Raw genomic sequence first — 22,641 nt, 5'->3', positions numbered from 1 at the left:
AATGCCGATCAATAAAGAACTTAAAAAAATACTCGTTATCGGATCTGGTCCAATTGTAATCGGGCAGGCAGCAGAGTTTGACTATGCCGGAACCCAAGCTTGTCAAGCGCTTAAAGAAGAAGGCGTTGAAGTCGTACTGATTAACAGCAACCCTGCAACGATCATGACAGATACTAATATGGCGGATAAAGTATATATCGAGCCAATCACTCTGGATTTTGTTACGCAAATTATTCGCCAGGAACGTCCTGACGGTTTGCTTCCAACACTCGGGGGACAGACTGGTCTGAATATGGCAGTTGAGCTTGCTCGTGCAGGAGTTCTTGAGCGTGAGAACGTGAAATTGCTCGGAACACAATTGACCTCGATTGAAAAAGCGGAGGATCGTGATCTGTTCCGCGATTTGATGCGCGAGTTGGAACAGCCTGTTCCAGAAAGCACGATCATCACTACAGTAGAAGAAGCTCTACAGTTCGCTGCCGAAATCGGTTATCCGGTCATCGTTCGTCCAGCATATACGCTTGGCGGTACAGGCGGCGGGATCTGTGCTACAGAAGAAGAGTTGAAAGAGACCGTTGCTTCCGGAATCCGCTACAGTCCGATTGGACAGTGCTTGATCGAGAAATCGATCGCGGGCCTTAAGGAAGTTGAATATGAAGTTATGCGTGATGCCAACGACAACTGTATCGTTGTTTGTAACATGGAGAACTTTGACCCGGTAGGCGTGCACACAGGTGACAGTATCGTAGTAGCACCAAGCCAAACGCTGTCTGACCGCGAATATCAAATGCTTCGCTCGGCATCGCTCAAAATCATCCGTGCGCTGAACATTGAGGGCGGATGTAACGTACAGTTTGCGCTTGATCCACAAAGCTTCCAATACTATGTAATCGAAGTAAACCCACGGGTTAGCCGCTCCTCGGCACTTGCATCTAAAGCGACAGGCTATCCAATCGCTAAGATGGCAGCAAAGATCGCTATGGGATATACACTAGATGAAATCGTGAACCCGGTAACAGGACAAACTTACGCTTGTTTCGAACCTACACTGGATTACATCGTAAGCAAAATACCGCGCTGGCCGTTCGATAAATTTGTGCATGCCAACCGCAAGCTCGGAACGCAAATGAAAGCTACTGGCGAGGTTATGGCCATCGGCCGTACTTTTGAGGAATCTATTCACAAAGCGGTTCGTTCCTTGGAAATCGGCACACATCGTCTTTACTTAAAAGGTGCAGATGAAATCGATACTGAGACGCTGAACAAACGTCTGGTTAAAGCGGATGACGAGAGATTGTTCCTGGTCGCTGAAGCGTTCCGCCGCGGTTACCAACTGCAAGAGATTCATGACTTGACTCAAATTGACTGGTGGTTCCTTGATAAGATTGAGCATCTGGTACAATTTGAGGCTCAAATTGTTGCTGAACCTACACTGTCTTATGAAACATTGTACGAAGCTAAACGCCTTGGCTTCACAGATCGTGCAATTGCAGAGCTTCGCTCCATCGGACAGCAGTCCGGTAGTCATACTACTGAGTCCAGCGTTAAAAACTTCCGTAAGGAACATGGACTTCGTCCGGTATACAAAATGGTTGATACGTGCGCAGCCGAATTCGAAGCATCTACACCTTACTACTACTCGACTTACGAGACTGAGAATGAGGTTATTCGCACAGGCAAGGAAAAAATCGTCGTACTCGGCTCCGGTCCAATCCGGATCGGTCAAGGGATTGAATTTGACTACTCGACAGTACACGCTGTATGGGCTATTCAAAAAGCAGGATACGAGGCAGTTATAATCAATAACAACCCTGAGACCGTATCAACAGATTTTAATACGTCGGATCGTCTCTACTTCGAGCCGCTGTTTTTCGAGGATGTCATGAACGTCATTGAAGAAGAGCAACCGGTAGGCGTAATCGTACAATTTGGTGGACAGACGGCCATCAACCTGGCTGCTCCACTTCAAGCGGCTGGCGTTAAAATTATCGGAACATCGCTTGAAAGCATCGACGAAGCGGAAGATCGCAAAAAATTCGAAGCGCTCCTGTCCAAGCTTCACATCGCTCAGCCAAAAGGCAGCACAGTAACATCTGTCGATGAAGCTGTCGGAACTGCTCAATCGCTCGGATATCCGGTGCTTGTACGTCCATCCTATGTACTTGGCGGACGTGCAATGGAAATTGTCTACTCTGACCAAGAGTTATTGAAATATATGGAAGAGGCTGTGAATATCAATCCTGAGCATCCGGTACTGATCGACCGATACATGCTTGGTAAAGAGGTTGAGGTTGACGCCATTTGCGACGGTGAGACAGTACTGATTCCGGGAATTATGGAACATGTAGAACGTGCAGGTGTTCACTCCGGTGACTCCATCGCGGTATATCCACCACAGTATCTTAGCGATGAGCTAAAGGAAAAAATCGTAGACATCACAATTAAAATTGCGAAAGAACTCAAGACGGTAGGGCTTGTGAACATTCAGTTCGTCATCTATAAAAACGAAGTGTATGTTATTGAAGTGAATCCGCGTTCTTCACGGACAGTACCGTTCCTCAGCAAAGTTACGAACATTCCGATGGCGAATGTAGCTACGCAATGTATTTTGGGTACGAAGCTGAAGGATCTCGGATATCACGATGGCTTGTGGCCTGAAAGCGATCAAGTATCGGTTAAAGTGCCAGTGTTCTCCTTCGCCAAGCTGCGCCGCGTTGAGCCAACGCTTGGGCCAGAAATGAAATCTACTGGTGAAGTTATGGGACGCGATCCACAATATGCGAAAGCTCTGTACAAAGGTCTGATCGGTGCAGGAATGAAAATTCCTACAACTGGAGCAATTATCGCAACTGTAGCAGATAAAGATAAAGAAGAAGCAGTTGAGCTTCTGCGTGGATTCTCTAATCTCGGCTACAAAATTATCGCTACAGAAGGCACTGCCGCGGCACTGATTGCTGCAGGTATCCATGTAACGACAGTCCATAAGCTGACTGAGGGAGTACCGAACATTGTTGATCTGATCCGTAACGGTGAAGCACACTTTGTGATCAATACCTTGACTAAAGGCAAGGAACCTGAGCGTGATGGCTTCCGAATTCGTCGTGAAGCAGTAGAGAACGGTGTTGTATGTATGACTTCCCTTGATACAGTTCGCGCCTTGCTGAATATGCTCGAGACAATTAACTTCTCATCTCAAGCGATGCCGTCACTCTAATGAAATAATAAAAAACCATGCGGCTCCGAGTGATTTTGATTCGGGGCCGTGATTATGAGAAGGAGGAGTATTCGTTGAGTCTTTTTGAGCAAACTGCCGGAAAATTAATGGTTGCGCTGGACTATCCATCCGCAGAGCAAGCTAGACAATTGATTGAAAGGCTGGAGGGAATACCTTGCTACATGAAGGTAGGAATGCAGCTTTTTTATAGCGCGGGTCCGGATTTTGTAAAAGAACTTAAATCTCGTGGATACTCGGTTTTTCTGGATTTGAAAATGCACGATATTCCGAATACTGTAAAGGGCGGAGCCCACAGCATAACCCGTCTTGGCGTAGATATGTTTAATGTACACGCTGCAGGGGGCAAAAAAATGATGGTAGCAGCGAAGGAAGGTGTACTTGATGCTCTCCAGGAGGATTCCTCACTTACAATGCCTATCGTGATCGGTGTAACCCAGTTAACAAGTACCAATCAGGAGACACTTAATGAGGAGATTGGTATTCCGGGAACTGTAGAGCAGGCGGTGTTGTCTTATGCTTCAGTAACGAAAGAAGCTGGCCTTGATGGAGTAGTCGCATCTCCTTTGGAGGTACAAGCTATCAAGGGGCGATGTGGACAAAATTTCGTTACTGTAACACCAGGAATTAGACCGGCAGGCAGCGAGAAAGGTGATCAATCTCGTACTTTGACGCCAGAAGAGGCCATTCGCCAAGGCACTAACTACATTGTGGTAGGCCGTCCCATAACGGCAGCCCCTGATCCACGCAGTGCTGCAGAACAAATTATTGAGGAGATGAAAAAGGCATGGTAAACATAAATTCAATTGCTAAGCAGGTTGCAGAAAGCTTGCTGGAAATCGGAGCGGTGGCACTTCGTCCGCATCAGCCTTTCATCTGGACCTCAGGTATTAAATCACCGATTTACTGTGACAATCGCCTGACGATGTCTTATCCAGAAATTCGCGATTTGATTGCGGAGTCTTTTGCAACAGTTATTCGTGAATCTTATCCAGACACCGAAGTGATTGCAGGGACTGCAACAGCAGGCATTCCTCATGCGGCATTTGTGGCTCAGAAGTTGGGCTTGCCGATGGCTTACATTCGCGACAAAGCAAAAGGTCATGGCAAGGAGAACCAAATCGAAGGCTTAATCAAAGCCGGACAAAAAGTGATCGTCATCGAGGATTTGATCTCTACTGGAGGAAGCTCGATTAAGGCTGCTCAAGCCGTTCGTGAAGCAGGGGCTGATCCTCAAGCAGTGCTTGCTATTTTTAGCTACCAACTGGACAAGGCAGTTAACGCCTTTGCTGAAGCGGGTGTGCCTCTTCAAACGTTATCCAATTATTCTGCTCTGATTGATGTTGCTGTAGAGCGAGGCGTAATTAAGTCAGAGGATCTGGAGTTACTGAAGTCTTGGAGAGAAGACCCAAGCGCGTTTGGTAATTAAAAAATAAATAAAAAAGCAGCAGCTATGAGGTAAAATTCTCTCAAGCTGCTGCTTTTTAATCTCAAGCTGTCACTTTACGGACTAATCTCTCATTGCGTTATATTTGGCTGCATTTCTCAGGCTTGTCCAAACATCCGTGGTTTCTCCACCGATGGACCAATAGGCGAATCCTGCGATGCCATGATCCAGTGCCATTTTGTATTTGAGCGATAATGAACGAGATTCCTCAAGCCAAATTTTGTGCTGTGTCTTGGACTGCCAGTAAGTAGTTGTGTATTGTCCTAAGGCAGCATCCCATTTCACGGTTAGTTTTTTGTTAGCTACTCTCGAAGCTTGCTCAGATAAAGAAATATCTTCAGAGCTTGCTGAGAGCCCTTTGGAATTGACGACCCAATCTCTGTTATAGAAAGGGAGGGCTAAAATAATCTTCGAGTGTGGGACATCTGCAAGCAATTTATCCAATCCATTTTCAACCCATGTCAAAGATGCCACAGAGCCAGGATAAGCTCCTCCTGTCCAATGCTCATCGTATCCCATCAAAACGATATAATCCGCGATTTTTCCTAATGCCGCATAATCAAAAGCCGCTGTCCAGTCCGAATTTAAGTTCGGCGATACATCAACAGACAAGACTGCGTTGACGGAATGCAGCTCGCTCGCCAGATTTTTAACAAATTTCGTGAGGTTTGCCCGATCTGCTGGAGCGACATTTTCAAAATCCAAATTAATGCCTTGAATTCCGTATTGAGTAACACCACTTTTTATTTCCTTGATGAGGGCTGATGACCGTTCAGAAGAGGATAAAAGCTGATGTGTAATGGTTTGATCTGAACGATTGCCGAACATGGCCCACACGTTTTTACCATTATTATTTGCCCATTTTACTAGAGAAGGTTCTGTATGATCTGATAAAGCTCCATAAGAATCCAGAAAATACCATCTTGGTGATAATGTATTCACATTGGATTGTAGAATGGACTTCTTATATTCCTCATCCGTCTGCCCATATTGCCAGCCTAATTGAATTCCGAGACTGTAATCTTGATCCAGCTTGTCAGTAAAATCATCATTTTGCAGCAAACGATCTATGATCATCGCGGTTTCCTGCCGAGTCAATGGCTGCTTCGGATGAAAAGCTCCTTGATTACCTTGCATTAGTCCAAGCTGTGAAATGATAGATACATAGGGACGAGCCCAATCTGAAATAGATGTATCGTCTTTGTAACCTGTATCCGGGTAGGCACTGGATGAAGTTTTCTGCAATGCCCGAACGATCCAAGTGGCTGCTTCCTGACGGGTCACGGATTGATTAGGATTAAATGTGCCGTTACCGGTTCCATCCGTTAAGCCTAAATCTGTGGAAGCTTGAACTGCTCCGTAGTACCACGCGCTCTTTTTAACGTCACTATATGCAGGAATCGAAGAATTAACAGCTTCCATATCTAGAAGTCGAATAAGGGTGGTCATGAACTGAGCCCGGGTAATGGATTGTTTCGGAGAAAATAAAGTTGCAGATGTGCCTTTCATAATATTTTGATTGTACAAGCTCATAATTGCATCTTTCGCATAGCTGTTAGCAATATCGCTATAGGGAAAACCCTTACTGGCTACCTGTGTCAATGATTGGATTGAAGTAGTAAATACCAAGGTGGCTAGCAGAAGGACATATTTGATAGGTTTCATAACAATAAAGGCCTCTTTCCACCAATTTTAGTAACTCTATTAGAAGTGCAGAGAAGAATTTATGATACAAGTCTTCATAGGCAATCGTAGCTATCCTATCAGAAATGACAAATATATTCAGTAATAAAAATATGGAAAATTAATTTCAATATCGTAAAAAACATTGTAACTTTTTGGAACTGTTTTTCGTTTATAATGCAAGGGACCTGATCGTTAGTAGATAATATTGGTTAATTTCTATAAGGGTTAAACGGTTAGGTAACAGAGTGAAAATACGATTTAGGAGATCGATACACGATGATGCGATGGTTTCGCAAAGAGGTAAAACTTGCAGATTCCGACAAATTGACTGATAGGGCAATAGTGGATGATGGAGTTAACCAGCAGCTTCAGGAGGGGGTTGAAGAACAACAACCTGATGAATTAAATCAGATGGATGTTGAACTTCAAACCGAGCTTGGAATGGCTGATCAAGAGCTATCTGTTACTGAGGAAGCATACGCAGTTCCGGAACATGTCAAAGAGCAAGGGTCTATTTTGTCTGTAAAGGAAGTGCATCGTACTTTTCCGGTGGGAGGGGGGGAAATTCACGTCCTTAAAGGAATAAATATGGAGGTGCTCCACGGCCAACTGGTCATGTTGAAAGGAAGATCAGGATCGGGGAAAACGACACTGCTCAACATGTTAGGTGGCCTGGATCAACCCACAACGGGGGAGATACTGTTTCGTGGGCAGCCACTGCATGAATTAAGCGACGATAAACGGACTGTTCTTCGCCGTGACCAGATCGGTTTTATTTTTCAGGCCTATGCACTGTTGCCCTTGCTCTCTGCTTGGGAAAACGTCGAGCTTTCCCTTCGTATGGCGGGCGTTCCACCTCAAGAGTGGAAAGCACGGGTGAAGCATTGCCTTGAACTAGTCGGTCTTGGAAAACGAATGTTTCATCGCCCGTTTGAATTGTCTGGTGGGGAACAGCAACGTGTTGCGATCGCTAAGGCTATCGCTCATAGACCGAAGCTGCTTCTGGCAGACGAACCTACCGCGAATCTGGATTCGCAGATGGGTGCTCAGATAATGGCTGTGTTCAAAAATATAATACATACAGAACAAGTGACAATTTGTATGACTACACACGATCCTACAATCTTGGAGGTAGCGGACCATGTTTACGAAATGGTGGATGGAGTATTTATCTAGTAGAAAAAAAGGGGCTTTGGCACGTACGCTGACTTTGTTGTCATTATGCTTTATTTTAGTTGCCGCGACGGGTTGTTCCTTGCTCCCGAATGAAGACGAAGAAGAAGTGTTGCCGGTTATTACACCGCCGACTGTTTCCAAAAAACCTGAATATGAAGTTACTTCAGGACCGATTGAGCTAAAAGTAAGCGCTGTAGGCAAGCTCATGAGTCAGCGTGAAGAAGCATTGTATTTTACTGAAGATGGACTTCATATCCAAAGTGTCCTGGTAAAGGCTGGAGATAAGGTCAAAAAAGGTGACACATTGATCCAGCTGGACGTTAAGAGTCTGCAGAAAGATCTTCGAAAGAAGCGGCTTGATTTCCGACAACAGGAGATTTCTATGAAAGAGACGCTTCGGACGAAAGAAGAAATGGATGAAATTGAATTCGAAAAAGCAGCGATCGTATTCGAGGAACAACGTCAGGAATTGGCTGACCTTGAACAAAAAATTGCTGATGGAACGCTGAAGGCACCGTTCGCGGGCACGATAGTTTCGATAAAAGCAGAAAAAGGCGCAACGGTGAAGTCATATGATTCGCTCGGCATAATTTCAGACACTTCGTCTTTGGTGGTTGCAGCATCTTTTGCCAAAGAGGATTTGGCGAAATTGTCTGTAGGCATGAAAGCGAAGGTTGATATTAATGCAGCTGGCGAGTTCGCTGGCAAGGTTAAAGTAATGCCAGTTAACACGGCTTCCACAAATGATAACAATAACAACGACGGCGGAAATAATGCCAATAAGGATTCTATTGATAAATACCTGATCATTGAGCTGGATAAATGGCCTAGTGATGTGGAACGCGGTCGACCGCTGAGTGCCAGCATTGTAACCCAGCGGAAAGAGAACGCAACGTTGATTCCGATTGCAGCACTGCGCACGGTAGGATCGCGTACTTATGTACAGGTCATTGAAGATGACGGCTCGAAGCGTGAGGTTGATGTGGAAGTAGGCCTTCAAACAGCGACCGAAATGGAAATCCTTAAAGGATTAACACCTGGACAGAAAGTAGTGGGTCGTTAATGGGAGTACCTCTTATACGTCTGATGTTCCGCAAAATGTGGAACACGAAATGGCTGACGCTTAGCACCTTGCTTGGATTGGTCGTTGCGGTTTCATTTACGGTCAGTATACCGATGTATTCTGACGGCTCTCTTAAGCGCGTTGTATCCAGTTCATTAAAAGAAGAGAGTAAAGGACTTCCAGCTGGATCGTTAATCATGGGCTATCAGGCCCCGGGAGGCACCAAAACCGATTTAGCAGGTCTTGAGGCTGTAAGTCAATATATTAAGGATGAAGTACCCAAGGAAATAGGCTTTCCGTTTGAGACTTACATGAATTCCCGTTCGATTCGGAGTACGGAAGTGTATCCGGAAGATCCATCCAAGGTCGATGCCAGCCGAACACGAACAATGACGATCGTCTCTATGAGTGAATTAGGTGATCAAGTCTCTGTAACCGGAGGGCAAATGTACTCCGACCAAATGGACGGAAATATGCTGGAAGCCTTGATGCTGGAAGAAGCGATGTACCGACAAGATCTGCATGTCGGAGATGTAATGGAGTATCCGATATCCAGTGGTGTGGATGTTACGCTCAAAGTAAAAATCGTAGGTACGTTCCAAGCGACAGAAGAAACCGATCCTTATTGGTACCAAGGTTTCGAAGGCATGATGAACAACCTTTTTGTTAGTGAAAAGGTATTTAATGACGGTCTGCTAAAGAACTTGTCCATTCCATTACATAATTCTAGCTGGTATTATGCGTTTGATCTCAGAGAGATCACAACAAGCCAGTTGACACCACTATCAAGTACTTTGGACCGTCTAAACGTGGAATTGTACCAGAAGCTGAAGGATACAAAGGTTGATATTTCCTTTGGCAGTCTTTTGAGTGAGTTCCGCAAGCAAAGCCTGCAAATGCAGACGTTATTATTTACACTGGCGGCACCGATGATTGCTATGGTTTTCTATTATATTGTGATGAATGCCCGTCAGTCGTTAGATAAACAGCAAAGTGATATTGCAGTGCTTCGAAGTCGTGGCGCATCTACGAAGCAAATCATTATGATCTATCTTCTTGAAGGTCTTATTCTCGGTGCTGTAGCTATGATACTAGGACCTTTATTAGGCTGGTTTATGTCCAAAAGCATCGGCTCTGCTAACGGATTTTTGACCTTTGTAAATCGAAAGTCGATTCCGGTGGGATTCAATCTGGATGCAATTGCGCTGGGAGCTGCCGCTGTCATAATTGCTATTCTTGCAACGCTATTACCGGCGATATCCTATGCTCGCGCTTCAATTGTGAATGCAAAGCAGAAACAAGCGCGCTCAGATCGACTTCCATTTTGGCAGCGCTGGTTCATTGATATTATCCTGGTAGGAATCGCGGGATATGGATTTTATTTGTTCCAAGAGCGTCAAATATTGACGTTTCAGACTGGAATGACGACAGATGAGCTGCAGGTTCAGCCATTCCTGTTCTTTGTGCCTGCTCTTGCTATTTTTTCGATAGGACTATTCTTTCTCCGTGTTTTCCCGTGGCTGCTCAAACTGATTGGCTGGCTTGGGAAGAAATGGCTGCCGGTACCTTATTATTTGAGCTTGACTCAATTGTCAAGATCGGCTTCGTCCTATTATCCGCTAATGATTTTGCTTGTTCTAACTTTAGGACTGGGAGTATATAATGCTTCAGCTGCGAGAACGATCGATCTGAATTCTACAGAACGAACGCTCTATAAATATGGTGCAGACGTTATTATGAAAACTGTGTGGGAAGCTACGCCTGAAATGAAAAAAACTCAGAGTGGTTCCGGTCAGGGGCAAAACGGAGGTCAGGGTGGCCAAGGAGGTCAAGGTGGCGGTCAAGGCGGCCAAAACGGTCAGCCGGAAAAACAAATTTTTTCAGAGCCGCCGTTCCAAGTATTTCATGAATTGGATGGGGTTGAGCACGTTGCTAGAGTTTTGCAGACTAAAGGGAATATTATCATTTCTGGCCGTTCTGCCGGGCAAGGCAATGTGATGGGTGTTGATAATGTGGATTTTGCACAGGTTGCTTGGTTCCGTAACGATCTATTTCCTTCGCATCCGTATCAATATTTGAATTTATTAGGGATGAATGAGAGTGCGGCTCTAGTCCCTTCAAATTTGGCTGAGAAATTCAAGCTGAAGACAGGGGACGTAATTACCGTTTCTATTGGAGATCAAGCGATTGATTTCGCGGTGTATGGAATCATACCATATTGGCCTAGCCAATATCCTGATCAAGCACCATTTATCGTGGCAAATCTGGATTATATTTATGACCAATCGCCTCTAATACCTTATGAAGTATGGCTTAAAATGAAACCGGGTGCTTTGGTAGGGCCATTAATGAAGAAATTGAGTGATCAAGGGGTAGAGCTGTATTCAGTTAAGGATGTGCGGAGTGAGTTGACTGCACAAAGTAAGCATCCTACCCGTGGTGGCGTATTTGGTATTTTAAGCCTAGGGTTCCTCGTGTCAGTCATTGTATCATTGATCGGTTATGTACTGTACTGGTTCTTTAATTTATCAGGTCGAGTAGTGCAATTTGGTATTTTGCGTGCGATGGGCTTATCTCGCAGACAGTTAACGTTTATGCTGCTGACCGAGCAGATTTTGACCGCGGGATTATCTATTGTACTAGGGATCGTAATCGGCAAGCTTGTCGGGAAACTCTATCTTCCATTCTTGCAGACGGCTGATAACGTAACAACACAAGTACCTCCGTTCAGGATTGTCTTTAATTCCTCGGACACTTTACAACTATACGCTGTCGTATTCATCATGCTGATGCTTGGGGCGGGACTTCTGTTCTGGCAAATTCGTCGTCTCCGTGTCCATCAGGCGGTCAAGATGGGAGAGGAGCGGTAATATGATTCATTGTGAAGGACTAGTAAAAATTTTTAAATCCGATGACATCGAAGTAGTTGCTCTTCAAGGATTAAATTTAACGGTTGAGCAAGGCGAAATGATGGCGATTATCGGTAACAGTGGTAGTGGTAAATCAACATTGCTCAACATCCTCGGTGGACTTGATCGGCCTTCGGCTGGTCAGGTCAATGTCGGAGGATGGGATTTGCTTAAAATTAGTGATGATCAGCTGGTAGAGTACAAGCGGAATACGGTTGGATTTGTCTGGCAAAATAATGCGCGAAATTTGCTCCCCTATTTGACAGCGCTCGAGAATGTAGAAATGCCAATGCTGTTAACTGGCAAGCTTGACCGGGCTTACGCTAAGCAATTGCTGGAATGGGTTGGTCTGAAGGACCGTATGCACAATAAGCTGCATCAGCTTTCGGGCGGTGAGCAGCAGCGGGTCGCAATCGCCATCTCTTTGTCTAATCGTCCTAAGATGCTTCTTGCTGATGAACCTACAGGTTCAGTTGATACTTCTACTTCGGATCAAATTATGAAAATATTCCGCGAGGTAAACCGTGAGCTAGGAATTACGATTGTTATCGTTACACACGATCTGACACTAGCCAGTAAGGTAGATCGGGTTGTAGCAATCCGGGATGGGTTAACAAGCACCGAGTTTGTGAAGCGTAATCCTAATCTGGATCTGGCAACTGTAGAAGGTGCTTTGAACGGCGGTTTACAGGAGATACACGAAGCTTTTGTAGTAGTAGATCGGGTCGGTAGACTTCAAGTCCCTAAAGAGTATCTAGAGGCTGTTGGCATCGACGGACGTGCCAGTATGGAATTTGATGGCGAACGTATCGTAATTATGGCACCGAAATCATTAGAGGGGGATAAATGATGATGACGAACAGGTTGAAGAAAATGGGAAAGGTATTGACAGTATCTTTGGCAGTTACGCTTGCTGTAGGGCTATTGTCCGGTTGCAATGGAACAAAAAAGTCGAATACCAATGAAGAAAAAGTTCTTCGTATAGGCGTATTGTACGGTGGATCGGATGATTCGTGGCTTCGTCAACAATATACGGATATTTTTGAGTTTACACACAATAATGTAAAGATCGAAATCGTTCCGGCGGTGGATCAAAACCAATATCGTTATAATGATGGAACCACACCGATTGAACAACCCGATAACATGGAAAGCATGAAGAAAATTATGACTGGAAGCAACCCTGTAGATGTTGTTATGGGGGATACTTCTATTTTGAAGCAATTAATTCAGGAAAACATGGTGAAAGAGCTCGATCCTTTGATTCAGGAGGATAAATTTGACACAACGGATTTTGTCCCTTCTGTTATTAATGGCCTTAAGGATATTGGTGAGGGCAAATTGTATGCATTGACACCATCCTTCTCTTCATCAGCGTTGTATTTCAATAAGAAAATCTTCACGGATGCTGGTGTGGAGCCCCCAACTGACAATATGACATGGGACGATATGTTTAACAAAGCTCGCCTGGTGGCTAATGGAGAAGGTAAGGATCGAGTATACGGCTTCTCCTTCAATCGTTATAAAGGTAATGACCCTTTCTGGGATATGCAGTATAACTATGTTAACAGTTTACAGCTTAAGGTTTACGATGACAAAGCCGAAAACATGACCGTGAGTTCCCCTCAATGGGTGAAGGTATGGGAGACGATTAGCAAGCTGTCTAAAGATAAGATTATTCCTGGAGCTAACCTTAACGATCCAAATGAGACGTGGAGTGCTGTTTCGAGTGATTTGTTCCTCTCTGGAAAAGTAGCAATGACCGTTTCTGAGAGCAATTTCGTCAATGAAATCGCGGATGCAAACAACAATGCTGCAAAAATTAAAAACTTTACACCAATTGATTGGGATGTTGTAACGGTTCCTGTGCATCCAGAGAACCCTGGAATAGGGGGAAACATTTGGTATAACTATACTTTCTCAATTAACAGCAGTGCGGCAAATCCTGAGACAGCTTGGGAATTCATTCAGTTTGTGAATGGGGAGGAGTACGCGAAGCTGAAATCCCGGAGCAATACGTATGAAATGGTGTCGCGCAAGTCCTATATTCAGCCTAGACAAGGTCTTTCGTATAACATTCAGGCGTTCTATACGTTGAAGCCATTCCCACCAACTGATCCAAAGGCTGATAAGCTGATGGCTGATAAGCCAGGCCTTTACAGCATAACGAATGTAGGTCGAACCTATTTTAATGAGGTATTGGAGAACAAGAAAACTCCTGAAGAAGCCTTGAAGGAATGGTCGGAAAAGGGCAATGGAATGCTTCAGGAAATTAAGCTGAACCCTAAAACCCAATTTCAGGATGACGGAACTCCATTTATTCCAGAGGGAGAAGTAAGGGGTTAATCAAGCTTGATAAAATAAAAAAGGGATTAGTGAGGCCACCAATAATCTGGTGGTCTTTTTTTCATTATCATTACTTTTTTTGAGCTTAATTGGGTACTCTATAGTCAGAGACATAAATTACATTAACGGAAGGGGAATCACATTTAATGCGTTGGATATATTTTAATAAACTGTACAGAACTAAATTTCAAGCGGGTTGTCTTGCGAAGAGATTGGAGCAGGATGGCTGGATATACGGCTTTGATGAAATGAGGGAAATTGAAATTTTCCGTTCCCGCAGAGGAAAATATGGAGTAAGATTTATTCCTTAAAAGACTTGCATATCCCGACATATTCGTGTATATTAAATATTGTCGCTGTTTACTGACGCGGGGTGGAGCAGCCCGGTAGCTCGTCGGGCTCATAACCCGAAGGCCGCAGGTTCAAATCCTGCCCCCGCAATAATAGTAACATGGGCCCTTAGCTCAGTTGGTTAGAGCGGTCGGCTCATAACCGATTGGTCGGGGGTTCGAGTCCCTCAGGGCCCATAAGAAGAGAAACCCTTGCGTAGCAAGGGTTTTTTGCTGTGTATAGAATGTGTTTGAAGGTGAATAGTAGGATGAAAAAAGGCCAGAAATGATGATTTGCTAACGGATTTGCTAACGGTGGCTCAATTATCAGAAGAATCAATCGATTTTTCGGCATGCTTTTTCAGTTCAGCTTCGATCCGATCTACAGCTTCATCTTGCATTGTAGGGAGCAGGTGAGAATATCGCTCGTTAAACATGGCCGGAGTCATCCCGAGGCGTTCGGCAGCTACCTTAGGATTGATACCAATCTTAAGAAGAAACGAAGCGTGTGTGTGGCGGAGATCATGGAAGCGAATCTTCTTAACATCAGCCTTTTTCGCACAAGTACATCCATGCCCTCTGTAATACGTTTTGGCTTAATATATCCTCCGGTGGGATAGCAGCAGACAAGGTCATTATCCTCGTATGCATCCCCATACTCATCCTTTATAGCTTGGATTTGCTTGTAACGCTCCTGCAGATCGTCTATAACAGCCTGGAATAACTTTACTCGGCGTATGGAGTCATTCGTCTTTGACGCTGTATAACGAGCCCCGATCGTGTCCAGTTGGCGGTTTGGATGACCTTCAGCTCACGCTGCTCAAAAACAAGCTGCAGAGATCTCACGGCTGAAGGATGCTATGTCCGGAGCTGCTGTCATTGCTGATCAAGCTGGTACTCGCATCTCGGAGTTAGAGGAAGAGAACACTCGACTGAAGCAAGAACTTGCAACTGCAGGTCAGACCAGTAAAGTTGTAACGCCAGTGTTTGGTTCAGCCGTTTCGCTGTTCGTTCCAATCACCGCCGGCACTGATCCCCTCCAGGAGAGGCAGAACGTATATAGTGGGCTGGAAGCCCTGGGAGGCACATTCGAATCACTCGGTTTGGATCGGGAGCGTATTATGCGCGAACTGTTTGACCTGATGCAGTTGGTTGTCCGTTTCGTGGCAACGGATCTCTCGGAGCTGCTTCCTGGTCAAGATGTGACAGAGCATGTTCAAAGGTTCTTTTCGGAGCATAACCGCCAGGCATTTAGTAAACAAGAAGCGGTGTGAACTGTGAAATGAGAAAAATGATAAATATGATAAATATATACCCGATTCCAACAAGTTGCCCATATTGCAGTAGTAGCGTCGTTTTTACTAGCAATGCTGCGATATATGGCAAAGAGTATGGCAATGGTCGGTGCTATAAATGTACAAGTTGTGACGCGTATGTTGGCGTTCATACTGGGACTGATATTCCACTCGGGCGATTAGCCAATCGTGAGCTGCGAGAGCTCAAGAAAAAATGCCACGCCTTGTTTGATCCGATATGGAAACTTAACCAGAATATCAAGCGTGAGCAGGCGTATGGAAGACTCGCGAATGTACTTGGTATTCCTCACGCTGAATGCCACTTCGGGTGGTTTGATAAGGAAATGCTGCATAAAGCATTGGAAATACTGCAGCAGCCAAGTTGGCACAAAGGAATCAGTTGGCGCTGAATTAGTTAGGGATTATTTGAGGTGATGAAATGGAAAATCATATCACATGGCAAGAATGTGTGGACTTGAGCCGGGAGATTTTGTTTTCTCCTCCCGGCAATTGGACACATATCATTCCTGAAGGCCAGGCTCGTTTTGAAAAACGTGTGATTGTTCCTTCTGGATATGAACGAGTTTTCTTTAGAGGGGAGAACTATGCTGGAGATTGGCCAGCAACAAATTGGGATCGCTTAGCTGTATTGAAGGAACCCGATCCGATTCAATTGACATTGTTCTAAGGAGAATGATCATGCTTGATTTCTTTTATAGAGGATCTTCTCGTGCAGTGGAAGCCAGCAAGCCAGAGATGATTCAACATGCTGAGGGGATTAATGAAATCCTTGCTGCTGTGGGTGCCAACATCGAACTGATCGCAGTTAACAAATATTATAAATGGAACATCATCGGTCGGGCATTGTCGGGGTATACTGCAGGCCGCCTTTATCATTACAGGGTACTAAGGAAACCCTACGAAATCCGCCGAGAGCGTGAATTTATTGGTTATGGCGGAGATGCTTGGGAACAAGCTCCGAATTTTGTTCAGTTAAAAGATTTAGAGTTCGGACAAATGGAATTGTTTTAAAAGGAGAGATTACATTGAGTACCAAACCATTATCCCGGCGCCAAGCGCAGGCGCTTGAATTCATAAAATCATTCGTATCCAGTAAAGGTTATCCTCCTACAGTGCGGGAGATAGCAGAGTACATGGGTCATAACTCATCCTCAACGGCATTTAACATACTTGAGAACCTTGTACGGAAGGGATTTATCAAGAAGGGAAACGGACCTCGTGAGCTGCAGATCGTTGGGCACGAATCGATAGCGGATAAGGATGCAAAGATCACCAGACTTCAAGAGGCATTGGAGCGCATTGCCGGCATGGACATTATCGGAAGTTCAGCGATCACGATGAAGAATATAGCTATCAAAACCTTGCAACTGAGCAATGGTAAGTAAAAGTTATATTCCAGAGGTACCTCAGATAACCTGGAATGCTGGTCGCGATGGGAAATTGAGACTCTACCTAATAGCAAACAACCGAGCCGATCTTGAGATAATGCTCCACCTTTGCGGACTGTTCGCTGAGGGTCTAAAGGAGCAGCATAATGCTGCTTTAACGGGGTATTTTCGAATTATTAAATCCCATGAAATTGAGAAGTTGAATGCAGTGTTTCCAATTTATTAGAAAGACGGTGAAATCTATGAGTGATAAAGCAATCTATAACAAAGGAGCAGTAATTGATCCAACCGGAATTTATAGATACTCTTTATGGCGAATATGGGATGTAAAATTGCCAGTCATCTTATTCATCATGATTAATCCGAGTACAGCTGATACGCATGAGGACGATCCTACTATCCGTCGATGCGTTGGATTTGCAAAGAAATGGGGATATGGTGCGTTAGAAGTCAGAAACTTATTTGCTTACCGTGCGACGGACCCGAGAGAACTTAAATTCTGTTCCGATCCAGTTGGTCCGGAGAATAATCGGCACATACTTGAGTCAGCGGAAGTTGCACATAAAATCGTGGTCGCGTGGGGGACGAAAGGCAGTTATAAAGGACGTGATCGAGAAGTTATTGATTTGATCGCAAAATATAAACCAGTAAGTCTTGATATTACAGCAGGCGGACATCCAAAGCACCCGCTGTATATTGCTTCCAACCAACAGCCACTTGCTTATCCAAGGGAGGCGATTTCGTGAAAGCCATAACGATTCATCAACCGTATGCGACATTGATAGCCATTAATGAAAAACATAATGAAACCAGAGGGTGGCGTACCAACTACCGAGGGCAACTGGCGATTCATGCGGGCAAGAAAGTTGATCGGCAAGCATGCGAATGGGGACCGATCAAATCCACGCTCGAAAAACATGGTTGTACGGCGGATAATCTGCCAACCGGTGGTATTGTGGCAATTGCCTATTTATTAGAATGTTGGGCGATCGGAGAAGATTACGTCAGCGGAGCAACAGTATTGTTCAATGGTGAAAACGGAGCTACCAAGGATGTAAGTGCTAAAGAATGTAAATTTAGCGATTATTCGTTAGGGCGTTACGCTTGGGAATTGGATAATGTTCGGATGCTGCCAGAACCGATTCCGGCCAAGGGCCAGCAAGGACTGTGGAATTGGACCAGTATCAGGCCGAGAAGCATTTAACTTTCGCCTTCATTAAAAGAAAAACTTGAAAATAGGTTCGACTATAATATAAATGATAAGCCCAATATAGAAATAAATCGTTATCCTATAGACACTGGGATCATCGAATCTCGATCTGGGACTTGTTCCATTTTTTTGATGTTTCCATTTAAATAGTTTTTCAAACCCATAGCTTATACCTATTCCTAAAATGCCTATAAACATCGTAGTGAGGTCTAGGTACCAGGCAGACAAAATTTCGTTCAAATCAAGCCCTCCAAATTAAGCGTGCCAAATATTTTATACAATGCCCCCCATAACCTGGCCGGGAGAGGGGGTCAATCAGTAAACTATTCCTCTTGAAATTATACCATAAAGGGGAATGAGGGGAATGGCGATGGCTTGGGAACAAGGAGAACTATTTCCGAAAGCAACAGAAGAAGAGATCCAGCGTACAAAATTCATGCTCGGTAAATATAAAGAGATGACAATGCTTATGCAGGATTTTGAAAGGTTCGAAGAGGATCTGAAACAGGTGGCCGTTGATGGGGAGGTTACGCGCCGTATCGATCAGGAAGATTTGTATGCTGACAAGACTGCGAATGCGGCTATCCTTATTGAAAAGCAGCGTTGGGTATATAAACAGTATCATTTATATACGCACCAGATGCGGCGTGCCTGGTCGCTCATCCTAGATGAAGATGTGAAGCGAGTGATCGAATATCGGTACATTCAGGGATTTTCTTACAAAGAGACGTTGCTATTCTTCCGACGGGGCTTGTCAGAAAGCACTATACGACGAAAGATCTTAGAAGGAGTCGAATGTATCTCAAATACCCTAAAACTGATGGTTTTTTTCGAAAACGAGACAAAAAAATAAAACGAAAAAGTATATTTATATAATTATAGTTAAATATTCACATTGTATACATTGATAAATATTTTTGTTGACATATGATAGTAATGGTTAATTATCCCAGTTATTCAAATTAACTGGACAAAAAATCCAATTAGGAGGATTAAGAGATGAGGAAATTGGTGCAGTATTAATGTCTTTTATTTTATTGTTGGTGTTGGTTCCAAGCGTTAGTGCAGATTCTGTAAAACCCTTTAAAATACTGACTCCTGAGCAGCTAATAAGTTATTACGAATCTACTGCAAGCCTTTCTACAAATTCTTTCCAAGATTCAAAATCTTTTATTAATAAGTACAAAAGTCTTCCAAGGGAAAAACAAGAGAAGATTGTCAAATATTTAAATGATCCTAATTTTCTTAAAACTTTGTTCACAGCTACTACTTCATCATTAAATAATACAGAGGAACAATCTTTTTTTAACGGGGATTTAATCATAAGTACACAAACAATAGAAACTACTTCCGAACCTTCTATAAATAGTTATGGGGTATCAACACTGGCTATAGGAGATACAGAAATTTTTAGTAAAGGCATTGAAGCAACTGCTACCCTTTTGGGTATAGACTGGTATAAATTGAGATTAAGTTTTGAAGTAGAAATCAAAGTAGTTGCTAAAGACACCAGTAAAATATCTAGAATTTTAAGACACTCGGCAGATGTCATTCAAAACTGGGTACCTATGGCACAAATCAATAAAAACCCTGATACTCCTCATATTACATCTGATGGATACTATGCCTATTTCACCTGTAACTGGGAATTTAAAGAAGCTACGACTGGTATAGTTATAGGGACAAAACATCAGTGGATTTCGGTTAGTAAGGCTAAAGAAGCTGACGGTGGTATGTATAACCTTTAAGTGCAGGAAGGGAAAAAACATCTATGAAGCGAAACTTACTTATAATTTGCATAATTTTAGTGGTCCTAATTTTATTGTGTCTATTAACAATATTTGTTTTTAACATCGATATAAGAAATGACATTATAGATATTACTAATAATTTGCCTAATTAATTTTGAAAGAATTACTTTCCATTTTGACGCTAACTTGAACACTACATGACAGTTTTTCCATGATACATTAGGAGCATAGAAAAAGGCGAGAATGACACGCACGGCTGCATGAATGCGGCATTGCACCGGAGCGTACCTCTTCTCGCCTTTTCTATGCATTGCAGGAATATAGTCCCAATTGTCGAATGATTGTGTAAAGATAAAATTCGATGGGGGATTATTATGGCAAGAAGAAAGAGTAAGGCAAAGCAGTAAGAGGAATTTATTCAGGGGTTATTCGGGCTTCTGTTGTTCGCTTCTATTTTTGGTACGTATGGTCTAACCAAGTCATTTAATGCGGCTATTATTGTTACAGTCATAGCCTTGGCTACTTTTATAGCTATTTCTACAATGATTAGCATAAAAAGAACTGAGCGACTTAAACGGTCCGGAATCGCTGATATAGACAAGATGGAAGGCGTTCAGTTCGAGCAATATCTAGGCCATTTATTCCAAGCTTAGGGATACAAAGCACAGGTGACCAAAGCTGCTGGCGACTTTGGCGCCGATCTGATCATCCAGAAGGATGGTAAGAAAATCGTTGTTCAGGCGAAACGATATAGTAAGAATGTCGGAATCAAAGCAGTACAAGAAGCGCAGGCAGCTATTGCTCATTATGGGGCTTCTGAGGCATGGGTCGTCACAAATAGCGATTTCACTGCTGCAACTTATGACTTAGCGAAGTCGAATCGAGTCCGCTTGGTAAACCGTGAGGAATTGGTTGAAATGATTCTTGCAATGAACCCGGGAACTACTCCGAAACCAAAGGCGGTTATGGCTACAACATCAGTTGACGAAATGACTTGTCCAAAATGCGGGAATAAGTTGGTGCTCCGGAAGAGTGCAAAAGGGCAATTCTATGGTTGCAGCAGCTTCCCAAAATGTAGGTACATGAAGACCAGTAAAGTTAGGTAAATGCGAAATAGTGAGGTTTTTTCAGATTTAGGCGGACAATACGTGGTTTTTAAACGAATTCGAAGTAAACATATTTTGACCCGATTATAGTCTGCTCGATAAAATGGTCTTGTCATTCCTCTCTAGTAACTGAGTACGTATTCTTTAAAGCAAAGAGCGTAGCGTTTTTGCGGCGGACACTATGTTCGCCAGATTTTAATAAGCGTTATAGTAGCAGCCATAATTAGTGTTTTTCCTTCAAAATGCGTTATTTATTCCGTAAATACCGTACATAGTACAGCCAAAGCCGTTCCTGATCCGGAGCGGCTTTTTTTATTTGTTGAACGGAGCGTGATGGTGTGAAGATCATCAAATGGTTGGTAAAAGTGACTTTCGGGAGAGCGGGGCCACCCAGGAATAGAGGTGAGCGAAGACATGGCAGGGAAACGTAATAGGCTTCAAAAGCCACGTTTGCAACCAAAGCAGCCAGAGCGATGCAAAACGTGTATTTGGGGAACCTGGACAGGGACAAAGCAGTTTTGTAGTAAACAGAGATGTGTAAAGCAGGGAAATATTTCCTAATGTCGAATTGTGGGATTAGGGGGTAGAGATGATGGATGATAAGTTGATACCGATTGAATATTTCAACAAAATAATAGTTGATAGTATGGTATTTTTGGCGGTATTCTTAGTTGGTAGTTTAATTCTTAAACATTTCAAATTTAATTCTGATTTATTTGAAAGAGCCATAAGTGCGCTAAAAGCTACTGGTTATGCCCTTTTAGCAGCTGGAGCTTATTTTTTGACTTATGAGAATGGAGGTTTAGTTGCAGCATGGCCACAGTCACTTTCCTTATCTCAATGTTTTTTAATTTTTTTAGGAGCTTTCGAAGCTGTATCTAATTTTGTGGCAGTTTTTAAATTTCGAAATTCTGATGATTAGAGGGAAATCCTTCCTGATGTCGAGTTGTGATGTTTGAAGGGAGGAGTATGATGTCAACGTTCGAGGAGTTTAAGAAGGAACTTAGCAGTCCAGAAAATCGTGCCTATTGGGAAATTCTACACATTATTGATCAAGTTGTTCCTTCAGAGAGTGTGAATGCTTTTTATCCCTTGAATCTTTATTCCGGGAAACAGGACTTAACCTTGTTCTTGTTTACTGAAAGGGATATTTGGATTGCAGAGCAATCAGGTAGTTAAGATCACAGTCCACAAAAACTTTCAGGTGGAAACAGTGAACAAACAGTTTCATACTAGAAACCGTTATGAAGGTAGTGAACTCAGCATCTCACTTCGGAACGACGAAACTCTGGAATTCTACAGCAAAGAAGATGCTCCAAATGAAGATTGGGTTGAAACTTTTTCTGGATACATTGATGTAATATTCGATTTAGTAGTCAAAGCGCCCTAAACGGCGCTTTTTCTTTTGCCGAACACAGGCACGTATGTTCTGAGTGGGTAGCGTCAAGAAGTTTATGTAAATGAGTAGACAGTAACTTCTCGGGTGTTCGTTAGTCGGTGTGGATGTTCTTTGGGGCGGGGGAACCCCGCCCCAAAGAACAAGGGAATTAGGCTACTTTTCTTCTGTCTCCCGCACTGGATATCGTACTTCAAACATCTCATTTAGTTTCTTCTTTACCTCCAGATCACCGAAGCCACGAATGACACGTTCGCTAAAACGTTCATTGTAGTCTATCACGTCG

24 protein-coding genes, 2 tRNA genes and 3 pseudogenes are annotated in these 22,641 nt (G+C 43.5%); 26 read left to right on the top strand and 3 right to left on the bottom strand.

All coding sequences use genetic code 11. The features are described from left to right. The first annotated feature begins 1 nt into the window (after window position 1). From carB to pyrE, 3 genes are all read left to right on the top strand, one after another. Complete coding sequence (gene carB, locus BLS49_RS02615; protein WP_091226502.1) at window positions 2–3,214, top strand: carbamoyl-phosphate synthase large subunit; 3,213 nt, start codon at window positions 2–4, stop codon at window positions 3,212–3,214. 74 nt (window positions 3,215–3,288) lie between these two features. Continuing rightward, the gene (pyrF, locus tag BLS49_RS02610) at window positions 3,289–4,026 is read left to right on the top strand and encodes an orotidine-5'-phosphate decarboxylase (RefSeq protein ID WP_425432101.1); all 738 of its coding nucleotides are present in this window, start codon (window positions 3,289–3,291) and stop codon (window positions 4,024–4,026) included. Beyond that, on the top strand, window positions 4,020–4,661 hold the full coding sequence (gene pyrE, locus BLS49_RS02605) for an orotate phosphoribosyltransferase (RefSeq protein ID WP_091226499.1): 642 nt from the start codon (window positions 4,020–4,022) through the stop codon (window positions 4,659–4,661). Before pyrF ends, pyrE begins: the two co-directional genes overlap by 7 nt. A gap of 81 nt (window positions 4,662–4,742) precedes the next feature. Here the strand turns inward: pyrE and BLS49_RS02600 are convergent, their stop codons facing one another. Continuing rightward, window positions 4,743–6,344 carry an S-layer homology domain-containing protein gene (locus BLS49_RS02600; protein WP_091226497.1) on the bottom strand — a complete coding sequence of 534 codons (1,602 nt, stop codon included), beginning with the start codon at window positions 6,342–6,344 and terminating at the stop codon, window positions 4,743–4,745. Between the two features lie 297 nt (window positions 6,345–6,641). Here BLS49_RS02600 and BLS49_RS02595 point away from each other — a divergent pair, with 297 nt between their 5' ends. From BLS49_RS02595 to BLS49_RS02565, 8 genes are all read left to right on the top strand, one after another. Next, the gene (locus BLS49_RS02595; protein WP_091226495.1) at window positions 6,642–7,541 is read left to right on the top strand and encodes an ABC transporter ATP-binding protein; all 900 of its coding nucleotides are present in this window, start codon (window positions 6,642–6,644) and stop codon (window positions 7,539–7,541) included. Beyond that, window positions 7,507–8,604 carry an efflux RND transporter periplasmic adaptor subunit gene (locus BLS49_RS02590; protein WP_091226493.1) on the top strand — a complete coding sequence of 366 codons (1,098 nt, stop codon included), beginning with the start codon at window positions 7,507–7,509 and terminating at the stop codon, window positions 8,602–8,604. Before BLS49_RS02595 ends, BLS49_RS02590 begins: the two co-directional genes overlap by 35 nt. Continuing rightward, complete coding sequence (locus tag BLS49_RS02585; protein ID WP_091226491.1) at window positions 8,604–11,474, top strand: ABC transporter permease; 2,871 nt, start codon at window positions 8,604–8,606, stop codon at window positions 11,472–11,474. Before BLS49_RS02590 ends, BLS49_RS02585 begins: the two co-directional genes overlap by 1 nt. A gap of 1 nt (window position 11,475) precedes the next feature. Beyond that, the gene (locus BLS49_RS02580; RefSeq protein WP_091226489.1) at window positions 11,476–12,363 is read left to right on the top strand and encodes an ABC transporter ATP-binding protein; all 888 of its coding nucleotides are present in this window, start codon (window positions 11,476–11,478) and stop codon (window positions 12,361–12,363) included. Continuing rightward, the gene (locus BLS49_RS02575) at window positions 12,360–13,859 is read left to right on the top strand and encodes an extracellular solute-binding protein (protein WP_342707161.1); all 1,500 of its coding nucleotides are present in this window, start codon (window positions 12,360–12,362) and stop codon (window positions 13,857–13,859) included. Before BLS49_RS02580 ends, BLS49_RS02575 begins: the two co-directional genes overlap by 4 nt. Window positions 13,860–14,005: 146 nt before the next feature. Beyond that, complete coding sequence (locus BLS49_RS24690; protein WP_175471281.1) at window positions 14,006–14,170, top strand: hypothetical protein; 165 nt, start codon at window positions 14,006–14,008, stop codon at window positions 14,168–14,170. 56 nt (window positions 14,171–14,226) lie between these two features. Beyond that, a tRNA-Met gene (locus BLS49_RS02570) sits at window positions 14,227–14,300 on the top strand. A 12-nt stretch (window positions 14,301–14,312) separates the two neighbouring features. Continuing rightward, window positions 14,313–14,386, top strand: a tRNA-Ile gene (locus BLS49_RS02565). Between the two features lie 272 nt (window positions 14,387–14,658). Here the strand turns inward: BLS49_RS02565 and BLS49_RS25145 are convergent. Next, window positions 14,659–14,724, bottom strand: a pseudogene (locus BLS49_RS25145) (hypothetical protein); the annotation flags it as partial. A gap of 324 nt (window positions 14,725–15,048) precedes the next feature. Between BLS49_RS25145 and BLS49_RS02555 the strand changes: the two are divergent. From BLS49_RS02555 to BLS49_RS24685, 15 genes and pseudogenes are all read left to right on the top strand, one after another. Further along, window positions 15,049–15,462: a hypothetical protein gene (locus tag BLS49_RS02555; RefSeq protein WP_091226488.1), complete on the top strand. Its 414-nt coding sequence runs from the start codon at window positions 15,049–15,051 to the stop codon at window positions 15,460–15,462. Between the two features lie 8 nt (window positions 15,463–15,470). Further along, entirely contained in the window at window positions 15,471–15,893 is a 423-nt protein-coding gene (locus BLS49_RS02550) for a zinc-finger-containing protein (RefSeq protein WP_217640022.1), read from the top strand. Window positions 15,894–15,922: 29 nt separating this feature from the next. Continuing rightward, a complete protein-coding gene (locus BLS49_RS02545; protein ID WP_091226486.1) occupies window positions 15,923–16,171 on the top strand; it encodes a hypothetical protein in 249 nt (82 codons plus the stop codon). An 11-nt stretch (window positions 16,172–16,182) separates the two neighbouring features. After that, on the top strand, window positions 16,183–16,515 hold the full coding sequence (locus BLS49_RS02540; RefSeq protein ID WP_091226485.1) for a hypothetical protein: 333 nt from the start codon (window positions 16,183–16,185) through the stop codon (window positions 16,513–16,515). Between the two features lie 14 nt (window positions 16,516–16,529). Beyond that, the gene (locus tag BLS49_RS02535) at window positions 16,530–16,889 is read left to right on the top strand and encodes a LexA family protein (protein ID WP_175471280.1); all 360 of its coding nucleotides are present in this window, start codon (window positions 16,530–16,532) and stop codon (window positions 16,887–16,889) included. A 245-nt stretch (window positions 16,890–17,134) separates the two neighbouring features. Next, complete coding sequence (locus BLS49_RS02525; RefSeq protein WP_091226480.1) at window positions 17,135–17,638, top strand: DUF1643 domain-containing protein; 504 nt, start codon at window positions 17,135–17,137, stop codon at window positions 17,636–17,638. Further along, entirely contained in the window at window positions 17,635–18,096 is a 462-nt protein-coding gene (locus tag BLS49_RS02520; RefSeq protein WP_091226478.1) for an ASCH domain-containing protein, read from the top strand. The genes BLS49_RS02525 and BLS49_RS02520 overlap by 4 nt, the downstream gene beginning before the upstream one ends. 370 nt (window positions 18,097–18,466) lie before the next feature. Beyond that, the gene (locus BLS49_RS02510) at window positions 18,467–18,955 is read left to right on the top strand and encodes a hypothetical protein (protein WP_175471279.1); all 489 of its coding nucleotides are present in this window, start codon (window positions 18,467–18,469) and stop codon (window positions 18,953–18,955) included. Between the two features lie 169 nt (window positions 18,956–19,124). After that, window positions 19,125–19,850 (top strand): hypothetical protein, encoded by a 726-nt coding sequence (locus BLS49_RS02505; protein ID WP_091226475.1) that lies wholly within the window; start codon window positions 19,125–19,127, stop codon window positions 19,848–19,850. 443 nt (window positions 19,851–20,293) lie between these two features. Beyond that, complete coding sequence (locus BLS49_RS25580; RefSeq protein WP_342707160.1) at window positions 20,294–20,506, top strand: hypothetical protein; 213 nt, start codon at window positions 20,294–20,296, stop codon at window positions 20,504–20,506. 12 nt (window positions 20,507–20,518) lie between these two features. Then, window positions 20,519–20,764: pseudogene (locus BLS49_RS25575) on the top strand (restriction endonuclease); the annotation flags it as partial. Between the two features lie 6 nt (window positions 20,765–20,770). Continuing rightward, window positions 20,771–20,959 (top strand): topoisomerase DNA-binding C4 zinc finger domain-containing protein, encoded by a 189-nt coding sequence (locus BLS49_RS25570; protein WP_342707167.1) that lies wholly within the window; start codon window positions 20,771–20,773, stop codon window positions 20,957–20,959. A gap of 589 nt (window positions 20,960–21,548) precedes the next feature. Next, window positions 21,549–21,881 carry a hypothetical protein gene (locus tag BLS49_RS02495; RefSeq protein WP_139173091.1) on the top strand — a complete coding sequence of 111 codons (333 nt, stop codon included), beginning with the start codon at window positions 21,549–21,551 and terminating at the stop codon, window positions 21,879–21,881. Window positions 21,882–21,931: 50 nt separating this feature from the next. Further along, on the top strand, window positions 21,932–22,138 hold the full coding sequence (locus tag BLS49_RS02490; protein WP_091226471.1) for a hypothetical protein: 207 nt from the start codon (window positions 21,932–21,934) through the stop codon (window positions 22,136–22,138). Then, window positions 22,116–22,349, top strand: a complete 234-nt coding sequence (locus BLS49_RS24685) for a hypothetical protein (protein WP_217640020.1) — start codon at window positions 22,116–22,118, stop codon at window positions 22,347–22,349. Before BLS49_RS02490 ends, BLS49_RS24685 begins: the two co-directional genes overlap by 23 nt. A 162-nt stretch (window positions 22,350–22,511) precedes the next feature. On the opposite strand, the pseudogene BLS49_RS25695 reads toward BLS49_RS24685, so the two are convergent. Continuing rightward, a pseudogene (locus BLS49_RS25695) lies at window positions 22,512–22,641 on the bottom strand (IS256 family transposase); the annotation flags it as partial.

It is taken from the genome of Fontibacillus panacisegetis, assembly GCF_900102215.1.
GTDB classification, from domain to species: domain Bacteria; phylum Bacillota; class Bacilli; order Paenibacillales; family Paenibacillaceae; genus Fontibacillus; species Fontibacillus panacisegetis.
This window is presented reverse-complemented; position numbering and strand designations above follow the sequence as displayed.

Bases quoted from the DNA above. Each gene is read 5' to 3' on its own strand.
- carB (WP_091226502.1), top strand. From the start codon at position 2: ATGCCGATCAATAAAGAACTTAAAAAAATACTCGTTATCGGATCTGGT.
- pyrE (WP_091226499.1), top strand. From the start codon at position 4,020: ATGGTAAACATAAATTCAATTGCTAAGCAGGTTGCAGAAAGCTTGCTG.
- BLS49_RS02600 (WP_091226497.1), bottom strand. From the start codon at position 6,344: ATGAAACCTATCAAATATGTCCTTCTGCTAGCCACCTTGGTATTTACT.
- BLS49_RS02595 (WP_091226495.1), top strand. From the start codon at position 6,642: ATGATGCGATGGTTTCGCAAAGAGGTAAAACTTGCAGATTCCGACAAA.
- BLS49_RS02590 (WP_091226493.1), top strand. From the start codon at position 7,507: ATGTTTACGAAATGGTGGATGGAGTATTTATCTAGTAGAAAAAAAGGG.
- BLS49_RS02585 (WP_091226491.1), top strand. From the start codon at position 8,604: ATGGGAGTACCTCTTATACGTCTGATGTTCCGCAAAATGTGGAACACG.
- BLS49_RS02580 (WP_091226489.1), top strand. From the start codon at position 11,476: ATGATTCATTGTGAAGGACTAGTAAAAATTTTTAAATCCGATGACATC.
- BLS49_RS02575 (WP_342707161.1), top strand. From the start codon at position 12,360: ATGATGATGACGAACAGGTTGAAGAAAATGGGAAAGGTATTGACAGTA.
- BLS49_RS24690 (WP_175471281.1), top strand. From the start codon at position 14,006: ATGCGTTGGATATATTTTAATAAACTGTACAGAACTAAATTTCAAGCG.
- BLS49_RS02555 (WP_091226488.1), top strand. From the start codon at position 15,049: ATGTCCGGAGCTGCTGTCATTGCTGATCAAGCTGGTACTCGCATCTCG.
- BLS49_RS02550 (WP_217640022.1), top strand. From the start codon at position 15,471: ATGAGAAAAATGATAAATATGATAAATATATACCCGATTCCAACAAGT.
- BLS49_RS02545 (WP_091226486.1), top strand. From the start codon at position 15,923: ATGGAAAATCATATCACATGGCAAGAATGTGTGGACTTGAGCCGGGAG.
- BLS49_RS02540 (WP_091226485.1), top strand. From the start codon at position 16,183: ATGCTTGATTTCTTTTATAGAGGATCTTCTCGTGCAGTGGAAGCCAGC.
- BLS49_RS02525 (WP_091226480.1), top strand. From the start codon at position 17,135: ATGAGTGATAAAGCAATCTATAACAAAGGAGCAGTAATTGATCCAACC.
- BLS49_RS02510 (WP_175471279.1), top strand. From the start codon at position 18,467: ATGGCGATGGCTTGGGAACAAGGAGAACTATTTCCGAAAGCAACAGAA.
- BLS49_RS02505 (WP_091226475.1), top strand. From the start codon at position 19,125: ATGTCTTTTATTTTATTGTTGGTGTTGGTTCCAAGCGTTAGTGCAGAT.
- BLS49_RS25570 (WP_342707167.1), top strand. From the start codon at position 20,771: ATGATTCTTGCAATGAACCCGGGAACTACTCCGAAACCAAAGGCGGTT.
- BLS49_RS02495 (WP_139173091.1), top strand. From the start codon at position 21,549: ATGATGGATGATAAGTTGATACCGATTGAATATTTCAACAAAATAATA.
- BLS49_RS02490 (WP_091226471.1), top strand. From the start codon at position 21,932: ATGTCAACGTTCGAGGAGTTTAAGAAGGAACTTAGCAGTCCAGAAAAT.